Origin of the sequence: Mycobacterium sp. 141 (assembly GCF_000382405.1) — a bacterium.
Taxonomy (GTDB): domain Bacteria; phylum Actinomycetota; class Actinomycetes; order Mycobacteriales; family Mycobacteriaceae; genus Mycobacterium.
Genome location: NZ_KB908260.1, coordinates 45,428 through 58,347 on the forward strand (window position 1 = coordinate 45,428; position 12,920 = coordinate 58,347).

Annotated in this window: 16 protein-coding genes; 9 read left to right on the top strand and 7 right to left on the bottom strand. The window is 66.7% G+C overall.

Annotated features, from left to right (window positions below):
* The first annotated feature begins 6 nt into the window (after positions 1-6).
* Positions 7-1,248 carry a hypothetical protein gene (locus H276_RS0110695; RefSeq protein ID WP_019971303.1) on the top strand — a complete coding sequence of 414 codons (1,242 nt, stop codon included), beginning with the start codon at positions 7-9 and terminating at the stop codon, positions 1,246-1,248.
* On the opposite strand, the gene H276_RS0110700 is transcribed toward H276_RS0110695, so the two are convergent.
* A complete protein-coding gene (locus H276_RS0110700; RefSeq protein WP_019971304.1) occupies positions 1,232-1,933 on the bottom strand; it encodes a PP2C family serine/threonine-protein phosphatase in 702 nt (233 codons plus the stop codon). The two genes, H276_RS0110695 and H276_RS0110700, sit on opposite strands and share 17 nt — an antisense overlap.
* 9 nt (positions 1,934-1,942) lie before the next feature.
* Positions 1,943-2,740 carry a ParA family protein gene (locus tag H276_RS0110705; RefSeq protein WP_026356829.1) on the bottom strand — a complete coding sequence of 266 codons (798 nt, stop codon included), beginning with the start codon at positions 2,738-2,740 and terminating at the stop codon, positions 1,943-1,945.
* Between the two features lie 57 nt (positions 2,741-2,797).
* On the opposite strand from H276_RS0110705, the gene H276_RS0110710 reads away from it, so the two are divergent.
* The 3 genes from H276_RS0110710 to H276_RS0110720 are packed head-to-tail and all read left to right on the top strand — an operon-like array spanning position 2,798 to position 4,988.
* Positions 2,798-3,412, top strand: coding sequence for an acid phosphatase (locus tag H276_RS0110710; protein ID WP_026356830.1), 615 nt, complete (start codon positions 2,798-2,800; stop codon positions 3,410-3,412).
* Positions 3,394-4,497: an isochorismate synthase MenF gene (locus H276_RS0110715; protein ID WP_019971307.1), complete on the top strand. Its 1,104-nt coding sequence runs from the start codon at positions 3,394-3,396 to the stop codon at positions 4,495-4,497. The genes H276_RS0110710 and H276_RS0110715 overlap by 19 nt, the downstream gene beginning before the upstream one ends.
* Positions 4,494-4,988, top strand: a complete 495-nt coding sequence (locus H276_RS0110720; RefSeq protein ID WP_019971308.1) for a GNAT family N-acetyltransferase — start codon at positions 4,494-4,496, stop codon at positions 4,986-4,988. The genes H276_RS0110715 and H276_RS0110720 overlap by 4 nt, the downstream gene beginning before the upstream one ends.
* Here the strand turns inward: H276_RS0110720 and ilvD are convergent.
* A complete protein-coding gene (gene ilvD, locus H276_RS0110725) occupies positions 4,928-6,850 on the bottom strand; it encodes a dihydroxy-acid dehydratase (RefSeq protein WP_026356831.1) in 1,923 nt (640 codons plus the stop codon). The genes H276_RS0110720 and ilvD overlap by 61 nt on opposite strands.
* 96 nt (positions 6,851-6,946) lie before the next feature.
* On the opposite strand from ilvD, the gene H276_RS0110730 reads away from it, so the two are divergent.
* The gene (locus H276_RS0110730) at positions 6,947-7,780 is read left to right on the top strand and encodes a helix-turn-helix transcriptional regulator (protein WP_019971310.1); all 834 of its coding nucleotides are present in this window, start codon (positions 6,947-6,949) and stop codon (positions 7,778-7,780) included.
* A 10-nt stretch (positions 7,781-7,790) separates the two neighbouring features.
* On the opposite strand, the gene H276_RS0110735 is transcribed toward H276_RS0110730, so the two are convergent.
* Positions 7,791-8,180, bottom strand: a complete 390-nt coding sequence (locus tag H276_RS0110735) for a hypothetical protein (RefSeq protein ID WP_019971311.1) — start codon at positions 8,178-8,180, stop codon at positions 7,791-7,793.
* Positions 8,177-8,617, bottom strand: a complete 441-nt coding sequence (gene aroQ, locus H276_RS0110740; RefSeq protein WP_019971312.1) for a type II 3-dehydroquinate dehydratase — start codon at positions 8,615-8,617, stop codon at positions 8,177-8,179. Before aroQ ends, H276_RS0110735 begins: the two co-directional genes overlap by 4 nt.
* 68 nt (positions 8,618-8,685) lie before the next feature.
* Here aroQ and H276_RS0110745 point away from each other — a divergent pair, with 68 nt between their 5' ends.
* From H276_RS0110745 to whiB1, 3 genes are all read left to right on the top strand, one after another.
* Positions 8,686-9,192 (top strand): M15 family metallopeptidase, encoded by a 507-nt coding sequence (locus tag H276_RS0110745; RefSeq protein ID WP_019971313.1) that lies wholly within the window; start codon positions 8,686-8,688, stop codon positions 9,190-9,192.
* Between the two features lie 23 nt (positions 9,193-9,215).
* Positions 9,216-10,187 (top strand): diacylglycerol kinase family protein, encoded by a 972-nt coding sequence (locus tag H276_RS0110750; protein ID WP_019971314.1) that lies wholly within the window; start codon positions 9,216-9,218, stop codon positions 10,185-10,187.
* A gap of 247 nt (positions 10,188-10,434) precedes the next feature.
* Complete coding sequence (whiB1, locus tag H276_RS0110755; RefSeq protein ID WP_018601388.1) at positions 10,435-10,689, top strand: transcriptional regulator WhiB1; 255 nt, start codon at positions 10,435-10,437, stop codon at positions 10,687-10,689.
* A 156-nt stretch (positions 10,690-10,845) separates the two neighbouring features.
* Here the strand turns inward: whiB1 and H276_RS0110760 are convergent, their stop codons facing one another.
* Both H276_RS0110760 and H276_RS0110765 read right to left on the bottom strand, forming a co-directional pair.
* Complete coding sequence (locus H276_RS0110760) at positions 10,846-12,345, bottom strand: sensor histidine kinase (RefSeq protein WP_019971315.1); 1,500 nt, start codon at positions 12,343-12,345, stop codon at positions 10,846-10,848.
* Between the two features lie 127 nt (positions 12,346-12,472).
* Entirely contained in the window at positions 12,473-12,688 is a 216-nt protein-coding gene (locus H276_RS0110765) for a biotin/lipoyl-binding carrier protein (protein ID WP_019971316.1), read from the bottom strand.
* Positions 12,689-12,817: 129 nt separating this feature from the next.
* Here H276_RS0110765 and H276_RS25660 point away from each other — a divergent pair, with 129 nt between their 5' ends.
* Positions 12,818-12,910: a 50S ribosomal protein bL37 gene (locus H276_RS25660; protein ID WP_155943044.1), complete on the top strand. Its 93-nt coding sequence runs from the start codon at positions 12,818-12,820 to the stop codon at positions 12,908-12,910.
* Positions 12,911-12,920 lie beyond the last annotated feature (10 nt).

Sequence of the window (12,920 nt, forward strand, 5' to 3'; positions counted from 1 at the left end):
CCACCTATGGTCAAACCCGAACGTCGCACCCGTGGCGACATGGTGGCCGCTGCTGCAATCGTTGCGATCATCGCCGTCGCCGCCGCCCTGATCTGGTGGACCAGCGACGAGCGGGCGACGATCAGCCGTCCCGCAGCGTCGCCGGTCGCCCAGCTGAACCCGGCCCGTGACGTACCCGCCGGACTGCAGCAACTGTGGACCGCGCCGAGCCCCAAGACCACAGTGCCGGTGATCGCCGGCGGGTCCGTGGTCACCGGGGACGGGCGCACCGTCACCGGGCGCGACCCGGTCACCGGTGCCGCGTTGTGGAGTTACGCCCGCGATCTCGACCTGTGCGGTGTGACTTCGGTGTACGAGTACGCCGTCGCGGTGTATCCGGACAGCCGCGGCTGCGGCCAGGTCAGCACCATCGACGGTAAGACCGGCCGGCGCGGGCCGGCCCGCAGCAGCTATTCCGATCCCGAGGTGCGGTTGTCGTCCGACGGCACCACCGTGCTCTCGGCCGGGGACAGTCGCCTGGAGATGTGGCGCTCCGACATGGTCCGGATGCTGTCCTACGGCGCGCTCGACGCCCGCATCAAGCCCGATGTCCCGGCGTCGCCGGTGTGCCGGCTGGTGTCGGCGGCGGCCAGTTCCTCGGCGGTGTCGGTGCTGGAGTCGTGCCCCAAGCGGGATAATCTGCGGCTGACGCTGCTGCGCCCGGCCGACGAAGAGGACCAGCCCGACACCCGGAACGTGGAGTTGCCCGGCGTGACGGACGACTCGGGCGCACAGGTGATCGCCGTATCGGACACGACAACGGCGATCTACGTGCCGACGCCGAAGCCGACGGTCAACGTCATCGACCGCGACGGTGCCACCATCGCCAGCACACTGCTGCCCGGGCCGCCGAGCCCGCAGGCCACCACCAGCCGCGCCGGGGACCTGATCACCTGGTGGACGGGCAACTCAGTGCTGGTGTTCGACGCCAATGGGCTGCGCTACAAGTACACCGTCAGCCCGACAAGCGCGGCCAACCCGGTCGGACCCGCCACTGAGATGGCCGGGCGGCTGCTGGTCCCCGTCAGCGACGGCTACGACGTATTCGATCCCGCTACCGGTGCCGGTGAGCGGCACATCGCGTTGGCCCGCCAACCGAGCGCCTCACCCGTGGTGCCCGCGGTGGCCGGGTCGACTCTGCTCGAGCAGCGTGGCACCGAACTGGTCGCGCTGGGGCCGGCGGGCCCGCAGGTCAGCCCAGGTCGATGACGATGACGCTGGTGTTGTCGCTGCCGCCGGCATTGTTGGCCACCTCGATCAGCCGCTGAGCTGCCGTCGCGGGCTCCACCGCCGCGGCCGCCTCAGCAATCGAGGACTCATCGGCGGCTGCGAACAGGCCGTCGCTGCAGATCAGCAGCCGGTCACCGGGGAGACAGTCGAGGTCGGCGACATCCACACGGATCACCGGCCCGATGCCGAGCGCACGGGTGAGCAAGTGGCGGTGTGGGTGGAAGCGGGCCTCCTCGCGGGTGATCTCCCCGGCCTGCACCAGCTCACCGGCCACACTGTGATCGGCCGTGAGCTGTTCCATACGGCCGTCTCGGATGCGGTAAAGCGGCGAGTCACCGATGTTGAGGACCAGGGGGCCGCCCTGTTCGGCATCGAACATCGCCACCGCGGTCAGTGTGCAGCCCGCGCTTGCGCCTTCTGCCGTGACAAGGGCGCTGACCCGTTCATTGGCCTGCCGGACTGCGACCATCAGCCCGTCCCGGTCGGGGGCGGCGACGAAACCGGCCCGCAACATGTCCAGCGCCAGCCGGCTGGCGTGGTCACCGACCGCACCGAAGCCGTCGGCGATGGCATACAGCACCCCCTCGACGAGCACAGCATCCTGGTTGCTGACCCGGACCGGGCCCTGATCGGTGGCCGTCGCGGCCGCGAGCACTGTTGCCATGGTTCCCCGCTACACGACTTCGGGTGTGAAGGTGTCCATCGCCTTCCCGGACTTCCAATACCTGTGCAGGGCCTCGGCCAGCTGCCGGTAGGCCTGCGCGCCCTTGTTCTTTCGGCCGGCCAGTACCGACGCACCTGACGCGGTGGCCTCGGCGAATCGAACAGTGCGCGGGATGGGCGGTGCCAACACCGGCAGCCGATAGCGGTCCGCCACATCGAGCAGCACATCACGACTGTGGGTCGTGCGCGAGTCGTAGAGCGTGGGCAACGCGCCCAGCAGCGTGAGATCGGCGTTGGTGATCTGCTGGACGTCGGCGATGGTGCGCAGGAACTGCCCGACACCGCGGTGCGCCAACGTCTCGCACTGCAGGGGCACGATCACCTCATTGGCGGCGGTCAGGCCGTTGAGAGTGAGCACGCCCAGCGACGGCGGGCAGTCGATGATCACCACGTCAAAGGAGTCGGCGACCTTGGCCAGCGCACGTTTGAGTGCGTACTCGCGGCCGGCCCGCATCAACAACATGGCCTCGGCGCCCGCCAGGTCGATGTTGGCCGGCAACAGCGTCATGCCTTCATCGGTCTGCACCAGCGCTGCGCCCGGCTCGACTTCGGCGAGCAGCACCTCGTGTACCGACACCGGAAGCTTGTCGGGATCCTGGCCCAAGGAGAACGTCAGACACCCCTGCGGATCCAAGTCGACCAGTAGTACCCGCTGACCGAGCTCGACCATCGCCGCACCCAACGACGCCACTGTCGTCGTCTTGGCTACCCCACCCTTTTGATTGGCGACCGCTAGTACCCGCGTCACACCTTCATCCAAGCACGCTCTCGGCGGGCACCGTGAGACGTGCGGCAGAATCACCGTATGAGCGCCCCACAGCACCGCCTCATGCTGCTCCGTCACGGCGAGACCGAATGGTCCAAGTCAGGTCAGCACACCGGCCGCACCGATCTTGATCTCACCGATACCGGACGGGAGCAGGCCAAGTCGGCAGCCGCGGTGCTGGCCGACCTGCAACCGCAGAACCCGATCGTGATCAGCAGCCCGCGGCGCCGCGCACTGGAGACGGCCGAGTTGGCCGGCCTGACCATCGACGAAGTATCTCCGCTGCTCGCCGAATGGGATTACGGCGACTACGAGGGACTGACGCCCGAGCAGATCCGTGCGATCGTGCCGGACTGGCTGGTGTGGACCTATGGCTGCCCCGGAGGGGAAAGCCCGGCCGACGTCAGCGCCCGCGCCGATCAGGCGATCGAGCTGGCGTTGGGGTACCTGGAAAGCCGGGACGTGGTGTTCGTCGGGCATGGCCATTTCTCGCGGTCGGTGCTGACGCGCTGGGTAGAGCTGCCGATAGCCGACGGCATCCGGTTCACGATGGAGACGGCCTCGGTCGCGGTCTGCGGCTTCAAAGACGGTGCGCGGCAGATCACTGCACTCGGCCTCACCAGCCGCACCAATCCATGCCCGCCGCCACACTGAACCCCGGGTTCGTGCTGGCTGGGCCGTCCGGGGTGCTGATCACCGAAGGTGTGCGTACCAGCTACTCGCGGATCCCCGACGCGCAATCCGCACTACGCTCCGGGGCAGCATCAATCATATTGGGCGCGTTGCCGTTTGACACGACGCGGCCGGCCGCCCTGTACGAACCGGTGACGGTCCACCGTGCCGAGGCGCTGCCGGACTGGCCGGCCGGACCGTCACCGTCGGTGACGTTCCGGGAGACACTGCCGGCCAGTGCGGTGCACCGCGACCGGGTCGCCGAAGCCGTGACTCGGTTGCGGGATCCCGCCACGGCGCTGGACAAGGTGGTGCTGGCCCGGGCACTGCAGCTCACCGCGGACGGGCCGTGGGACCCCCGCACCGTGCTGCGCAGGTTGGCCGACGCCGATCCGGCCGCCACGGTGTACCTCGCGGACCTGTCCCCGGCGGGCGCGCGATACACCGGAACCGTTTTGGTGGGAGCCAGCCCCGAACTGCTGGTCGCCCGCGAGGGCGACACGGTGATCTGCCAGCCCTTCGCCGGTTCGGCGCCACGATCCACCGATCCGGCCACCGACCGTGCCAACGCGGCCGCGCTGGCCGCGTCGGCAAAGAACCGCCACGAGCATCAACTGGTCGTCGACGTCATGCGCAAGGCCCTCGATCCGTTGTGCGTGGACCTGCAGGTCGCCGCCGAACCCGAATTGCACGGCACCGACGCGCTGTGGCACCTGAGCACGCCAATGCGCGGGCGGTTGCGCGGAAAAGACATCACGGCAATCGATCTCGCGCTCGCCCTGCATCCCACCCCCGCAGTGGGCGGGGTGCCCACCGACACGGCCGCCGCGCTGATCGGCGAGTTGGAGGGTGACCGCGGGTTCTACGCGGGCGCGGTCGGTTGGTGCGACGCCGACGGCGACGGTCGCTGGGTGGTGTCGATCCGGTGCGCCGTGCTGTCCCCGGACCGCCGGGAGGCCTTGGCCCACGCCGGCGGCGGCATCGTTGCCGAATCCGACCCCGATGACGAAGTCGACGAGACCACAACGAAATTTCGGACCATCCTGACAGGACTGGGGGCAATATGACCGAAGTGATCCGACGGGTGCAGCCCGGCGACGAGATCGAGATCGTCGCGATGATCCGCGAGCTCGCCGAGTTCGAGAAGGCGCTCGACGAGTGCACGGTGACCGAAAACCAGTTGCACACGGCGCTTTTCGGCGAGAAGCCGGTGGCATACGGGCACATCGTCGAGATCGACGGCGAGGTGGCGGCCACCGCGGTGTGGTTCCTGAACTTCTCGACGTGGGACGGCGTCGCCGGAATCTACCTGGAGGACCTCTACGTTCGCCCGGCGTTCCGACGCCGCGGGCTGGCCCGAAAATTGTTGGCCACCTTGGCAGCCGAGTGCGTGAAGAACGGATACTCCCGGTTGGCGTGGGCGGTACTGAACTGGAACGTCAACGCGATCGCGCTGTACGACGCTGTCGGCGGCAAACCGCAGACCGAATGGACCACCTACCGCGTGTCGGGTCCCGAGCTCACCGCGCTGGCCGATGAACATGACGAAGTGCGGTAGCCCGCCCGACTCGCAGCCTCGATCAACGACACATCACGTACCGCGCCCCGGTCCGCCGAGAGGGCCATCGCGGCATAGGCCCGCAGCGCCGGTGACACCTTCCGGTCCCAGCGCTGTGGCCAGTACCCGCCGGCGTCCTCCAACCGGCGTCGGCGATCGTCGAGTTCGGCGGCGTCGACCCGCAATTCGATGCGGCGGGCCGGGATGTCGATGTCGATCAGATCCCCGTCCTGCACCAGCGCGATGACGCCACCGGCCGCCGCTTCCGGCGAGACGTGCCCGATCGACAACCCCGATGAGCCGCCGGAGAAACGTCCGTCGGTGATCAGCGCGCACACCTTGCCGAGCCCGACGGCCTTGAGATATGAGGTGGGATACAGCATTTCCTGCATGCCTGGGCCTCCGCGCGGACCCTCGTAACGCACCACGACGACGTCGCCGGGCCGCACTCGGCCGGTCAATATCACGTCCTGCGCGTCCTCCTGGGATTCGACGACGATTGCCGGTCCGCTGAAGCGCAGGATCGACTCGTCCACACCAGCGGTCTTGACCACACACCCGTCCTGGGCGAGGTTTCCGCGCAGGATGGCCAGTCCGCCGTCCGCCGAATAGGCATGGGCGACATCGCGGATACAGCCCGATGCGGCATCCAAGTCGAGGCTCTCCCAGCGGCAGGACTGGGAAAACGCCGAACTGGAACGCACCCCACCGGGCGCGGCGTAGAACAGGTCGACAGCCTCGGCCGAGACCGTGGGAGATCTCAGATCCCACTCATCGAGCCACGCGGTGAGTGAGCCAGCGTGTATTGCACGCACATCGGTCTCGAGCAGTCCGGCGCGCAGCAACTCCCCCATCACCGCGGGAATGCCGCCCGCCCGGTGCACATCCTCCATCAGGTACCTGCCGTTAGGGGCAACCTTGCAGATGCACGGAATCCGCGTGGACAGTTCCTCGATGTCGGCCAGCGTGAAATCCACGTCGGCCTCATGTGCCGCAGCCAGCAAGTGCAGGATGGTGTTGGTCGACCCGCCCATCGCGATGTCGACCATCATCGCATTGGAAAATGCTGCGGCAGAAGCGATGTTGCGGGGCAGGACGCTGACGTCATCGCCGTCGTAGTAGCGCCGTGCCAGCCCCATCACCGCCGCACCGGCATCTTCGTACAAGCGGCGGCGCGCGGTATGGGTCGCGAGTGTCGTGCCGTTGCCCGGCAGCGCCAACCCGATCGCCTCGGTCAGGCAGTTCATCGAGTTGGCGGTGAACATTCCCGAGCACGATCCGCAGGTCGGACAGGCGGCAGCCTCCACCCGTTCCATGTCCGTATCGGAGACCTCGGGAGTGACGGCGTCGGTCATTGCCGAGATCAGATGCAGACCGGTGCGGACAGTTCCGTCGACCAGCGTCGTGGTACCGCCCTCCATCGGTCCGCCCGAGACGAACACCGTGGGAATGTTCAGTCGCAGCGCCGCCATCAACATACCCGGGGTGATCTTGTCGCAGTTGGAGATACACACCAGGGCATCGGCGCGGTGCGCGTTGACCATGTACTCGATCGAATCGGCGATGAGGTCGCGGGAGGGCAGCGAGTACAGCATGCCGCCGTGCCCCATCGCGATGCCGTCATCGACGGCGATGGTGTTGAACTCCCGAGCTATTCCGCCGGCCGCCTGGACCGCCTCGCACACGATCCGCCCGACGGGCTGCAGATGGGTGTGGCCGGGCACGAATTCGGTGAAGCTGTTGGCGATGGCCACGATCGGCTTGCCGAAGTCGGCGCCGGACACGCCGGCGGCGCGCAGCAAGGCCCGCGCGCCGGCCATGTTGCGGCCGTGGGTGATAATCCTGGATCTCAATTCGGGCATAGTGCTCATAGTTGTGGACAATTCACCGCGGGCGAAGACAGCCCCGCCACTAGTACTGCCAGTACCAGGTCCACACCTCGAGCCTTAGAATTGGCCATGCCCAACCAGGCCGCTCGCGCTGAACTGGGTGGCTTCCTGCGGATGCGCCGGGAGGCACTGGACCGCTCCGAGCGGAGTCTGCCGCCGATCCGCGGCAGGCACAACGGCTTACGCCGTGAGGAAGTCGCATTCCTGTCGTCGATCAGCGTTACCTGGTACACGTGGCTCGAACAGGGCCGTGACATCAACCCGTCACGACAGGTCCTGGAGGCCATCGGGCAGACTCTCGCGCTCTCACCCGCCGACCAGGCGTATCTGCTTTCGCTGGCCGGTTTTTCGTCCGGCGGCACACAGCCCGTGCCGGATCCCGGCGAACCCCCGGAGCATCTGCGCCGGCTTCTTGAGGCGTTCGGCCGCTCGCCGGCCTTCGCGATCGATCTCGATTGGGAGATCACCGCATGGAATCGCGCGTATGCGGCGCTGTACCCGCGGGTGCGATCAGTCGCCCGCGAGAACCGAAATCTGTTGTGGCTGGTGTTCACCGATCCGTCGATCAGGCAATTGATGCCCGACTGGGAGGTGGAGAGCCGACGTTTCGTGTCCGAGTACCGCATGCAGAACGGGGCACGACTCGACGAACCCGAGGTCATTCAGCTGTTGGATCGACTGCGCGCGGAAAGTAGTGACTTCCAACATATTTGGGAAGACCACGCCATCGAAGGCTTTCAAACCCGGATTCGGCGATTCGACCACCGGCTGATCGGACAGACCGAGTTGGAGTATCACCGGCTGACCCCGGCCGACCTTCCGGATGTCAGCATTGTCGTCTACACCCCGGCTGACGCCGTCGCCACCGCACAACTGGACCGCCTCGTCGCCGACACTTCGTGATGGCGACCGCTCAGTCCCGCCCGGATGTCCAGTGCACGGCCGACGGACTCAGCAGCATGCCCAGCGCGACCAGTGCCAACACGCCGACGGCGATGCCGTAACCGACCTGGTGGGACGTGAACACGTACCAAGCCACGCCGAGCAACAGCAGGTTGGCGAATACGCCGATGCCGCGGCCCCAGCGCCGCCCCGTGATCAATGCCCAGCCGCCGGCCAGCACACCGCCGCCGACCAGAAGGAACCAGAGCGCGGTGCCGTATCCGCTGACGATGTGCTGATCGGCCCCCGCCAGCCCGCGGACCACCAGCACCACCGCGGCCACCAGACCCAGCACCCCTTCGGCGGCGACGAGGTAGCCGGCGTAGCGGACGATGGGCGGCTGCAGAGGCGGTTGAGTCACGACAGCTTACCGGCGAGGTAGCGGACGGCGTACTCGTAGCCGGCCGGACCGGCCCCGGCGATCACCACCTCGGCGACGCCGGACACATACGAGTGGTGCCGGAACGGTTCCCGGCGGTGGATGTTGCTCAAATGCACTTCGGCGACCGGTAGTTCGACCGAGGTGAGTGCGTCGGGGATGGCCACCGAGGTGTGGCTGTAAGCGCCCGGGTTGATGATGATGCCCGCGCAATCGGCCCGGGCGTCGTGAATGGTGTCGATCAGCACGCCCTCGTGGTTACTCTGCACCGCGCGTACCTCGAACCCGAATTCGGCGGCCAGCGCGGTCACCGATGCCTCGATCTCGGGCAGGGTGGTCGCGCCGTACACCTCGGGCTGGCGGGTGCCCAGCAAGTTGAGGTTGGGCCCATTGAGCAGGAGCAGTCGGCGAGCAGTCACGTTCGTACCGTACCGGCGCCACACCGCTGTAAAGCAAGAGCGCGCCCCACCCGACGTAGGGTGGGCGCATGCGAATCGCCATGACGGTCGGGGCGGTTGCTGTCGCATCGGCATTCGTCCTGGCGCCCGGCGCAGCGGCCGACAGCGACGGCGCAGAAGCCGACGGCCAGGTGTTGACGGCCTTTGACACGCAGGATCCTGCGATCGGTCGGCTGGATCCCGCCTTGCTGGCCGCCATTCAGCACGCCACCACGGCCGCCGCGGCCGACGGTGTCACCATGACGATCAACTCCGGCTGGCGCTCACCGGCGTTCCAGCAGCGGTTGCTCGACCAGGCGGTCCAGACCTACGGCAGCATGGCACTGGCCCGCCAGTACGTGCAGACGCCCGAGCAGTCCAGGCACGTGACGGGTCAGGCGGTCGATGTGGGCGGCCCCGGCGCCGACCAGTGGCTCATCGCCAACGGTGCGCGGTTCGGCCTGTGCCGGATCTACGCCAACGAGCTGTGGCATTTCGAGCTGGCCACGGATGCATTGGGCAACTGCCCACCGTTGCTACCGAACGCGGCGGGCTGACAACCCCGATAGGCTCATGCCCTGTGCGCGCCGTCCTGATCGTCAACCCGAACGCGACGTCGACCACCCCTGCCGGGCGTGATCTTTTGGCGCACGCCCTGGAGAGCCGGGTGAAGCTGACCGTCGCGCACACCGATCACCGCGGCCACGCCATCGAGATCGCCCGCGACGCCACCGGCGACGGCGTCGACGTGCTCATCGTCCACGGCGGTGACGGCACAGTGAACGAGGTGGTCAACGGCATCCTGGGGCACTCTGGCGGTCGGGCCGGTGCCGACTCGGCGCCTGCGGTCGCGGTGGTTCCGGGCGGCTCGGCCAACGTCTTCGCCCAGGCCCTCGGAATCAGTCCGGACCCGATCGAAGCCACCAATCAGCTCGTCGACCTGCTCAGCGAGTACCGGCGCAGCGGACAGTGGCGGCGGATCGGTCTGATGGACTGCGGCGAGCGCTGGGCGGTGTTCACCGCCGGGATGGGTGTCGACGGGGCTGTCGTCGCCGCGGTCGAGGCCCAACGTGCCAAGGGCCGCAAGGTCACCGCCTCGCGCTATGTCCGGGTAGCGGTGCGCGAGATGCTGGCCAGCGCCCGCAAAAACCCGACACTCACGCTGCACCTGCCTGGCAGAGAGCCCGTGCCTGGAGTGCACTTTGTGTTCGTCTCCAATTCCAGCCCCTGGACCTACGCCAACGCCCGCCCGGTGTGGACCAACCCCGACACCACGTTCGAGACCGGACTGGGTGTCTTCGCGACGACGAGCATGAACGTGTGGGCGAATCTGAAGCTGGTGCGGCAGATGGTGTCACGCAAGCCGCGCATCGTCGCCAAGCACTTGATCCGTGACGACGATGTGTCGAGCGTGACAGTGACAAGCGACACGCCGGTCGCATGTCAGATCGACGGTGATTACGCCGGACTCCGGGAAATTATGACGTTCACAGCTGTTCCAGAGGCTCTCCGCGTGGTCGCACCGCCGGTAAAAGCTCTTGATCTGCAATAATCAGCCCGGTAACGTCGTTTTGAAGGTACAGGCGGGTCGAGTCTAGTACAACCGGGTAAGGGGTCTGGTAACAGACCAGGCAAGTGACTTTGCGCACTTGTTAACTCACGAGTATTGACATCTGTTCAGCCTGTGAAAGCATCGGATGCAACAGTGCAGGATTGTTTCGTATGCACGCGTTAACAGCCGAAGAAAAGCTTGTGCGCTCCATTGCGCACATATACATATCTGACAAGGAGTTAGATCAATGGATTGGCGCCACAAGGCGGTCTGTCGCGACGAGGATCCGGAGCTGTTCTTCCCGGTCGGCAACAGCGGACCGGCGCTCGCGCAGATCGCTGATGCGAAGCTGGTGTGCAACCGCTGCCCCGTGACCACCGACTGTCTCAGCTGGGCATTGGAGTCCGGGCAGGATGCCGGCGTCTGGGGCGGCATGAGCGAGGACGAGCGTCGCGCACTCAAGCGCCGCAACGCCCGCACGAAGGCCCGCACCGGCGTCTGATCCACTAGCCGGTGTCCAACCGGTCGCTACGGCCCCGACGAATTCGTCGGGGCCGTATCTATTTCTGGACGAATTCGGTAGCAATTTGCGTTATCGCCGTCACATTTCGTATTGACGCGACTGCCCATTCCGTTGAGCGGGCTCTTTACTGTGTGCTTACTGTGCGCCCCGGCCGCGGCGACCGATCGGCACCCGCAGCACCACGTCGGTGCCGCCGTCGGCCGCATCATGCATCCCCAGCGACCCGTCGAGCTCCGCCGAAACCAGCGTCCGCACGATCTGCAGCCCCAGCCGGTCCGACTTCTCCAAGCTGAACCCGGCCGGCAGGCCACGGCCGTCGTCGTGCACCACCACGTCGAGCCAACGGGCCGATCGTTCCGATCGGATGGTCACGCATCCGTGCGGTGCCTTGACGTCGAAGGCGTGCTCGATGGCGTTCTGGACCAACTCTGTGATCACCATGGTCAGGGCCGTGGCGCGATCGGCATCCAGCACGCCCAGATCCCCTACGCGGTTGATCCGGATCGGAGTGTCGACGGATGCGACGTCGTTCATGATCGGCAGGATCCGGTCCACCACCTCGTCGAGGTTGACCTCCTCGTCGACCGACATCGACAGCGCGTCGTGCACGAGCGCGATCGATAACACCCGGCGCACCGATTCGATCAGTGCCTCGCGGGCCTCGACGTTGTTGGTGCGTCGCGCCTGCAGTCGCAGCAGCGCCGCGACGGTCTGCAGGTTGTTCTTCACCCGGTGGTGGATCTCTCGTATCGTGGCGTCCTTGCTCAGCAGCGCGCGGTCCCGGCGTTTCACCTCGGTGACATCGCGGATCAGCACAGCGGCACCGACCGCAGCACCGTGCACCACCAGCGGCAGGGTGCGCAGTAGCACGGTCGCACCGCCCGCGTCGACCTCCATGCGCATGCTGGAACCACCTACCAGCGAGTCACGAACATGGTTGGCCAGTTCCTGGGCCTCGAACGGATCGGAGATCACGGGCCGGGTGATCGCGACGAGGTTGTGCCCGTCCAGCTCGGAGGTCAGCCCCATTCGGTGATAGGCCGAGATGGCGTTGGGACTGGCGAAAATCACGTCACCGACCTCGTTGAGCCGGATGAATCCATCCCCGACCCGTGGGCTGGATCGCGACATGGCCAGATCGCCCACGTTGGGGAAGGTGCCCTCGGCCAGCATGTGCAACAGATTGCCCGCACAGTCCAGATACGCACCCTCCAGGGGGCTGGCGAGTCGTCGGGCGGCCAACGCGGTCTGGTGGGTCAGCACGGCGACCACCCGGTCGCGGTGGCGCACCGGAACCGCCTCGACGTTCAGCCCGGGTACGTCCTGCGCGTGCTGTTGTGCGTCATCGCCTTCGGCTGCGATTGCACCGGATTCGAAGGCAGTGGTGACCACCGGGAGATCAACCGGACCGGCGAGCGTGCCGACGGAGTCGGCGAGCAGACCCGTCGGGGCGGTATTCGGCCGCACCTGCGCGACGCACACCAGCATGCCGTCGTCGCGGCGCACCCACATCAGGTAGTCGGCGAACGACAGGTCAGCCAAAAGTTGCCACTCACCCACCACCGCATGCAGGTGATCCACCGCGCTTCCGGGTAGAACAGTGTGCTGGGCGAGTAGATCACCGAGGGTGGACATCAGCTATTTCCGCGCACGTGAGGAGCATCAAAAGCCACCGCGCACGTGAGGAGCATCAAAAGCCACCGCGCACGTGAGGAGCATCAAAAGTCACCGCGCACGTGAGGAGCATCAAAATGCTCAGCGTTCAGTCGATCACCGCGATGAGGTCACCGGCCTGGATCACGTCGCCCTCGACCACATTGACCTTCGTGACGGTGCCCGCGACCTCGGCGAGGACGGGGATCTCCATCTTCATCGACTCGAGCAGCACGAGAGTGTCGCCCTCGCCGATCTGATCGCCCTCGTGGACCACGACCTCGAGCACACTGGCCACGATCTCAGCGCGAACGTCCTCGGCCATACTTCACCCCACTCACTCCGGCTGCTGTCTGCCTACCGGGCTATATCGAACCACAAGACCGGGTGGACAGTGCTGTAGCCGGGCCGTGAGACACTGGGGAGCAAGCTCTCGAACATCTGGAGGAACATCATGGCCAAGCGTGGCCGCAAGAAGCGCGACCGTAAGCACTCGAAGGCGAACCACGGCAGGCGTCCCAACGCCGGTTCGAAGTCAGTGCGCTAACTGCGCCAAC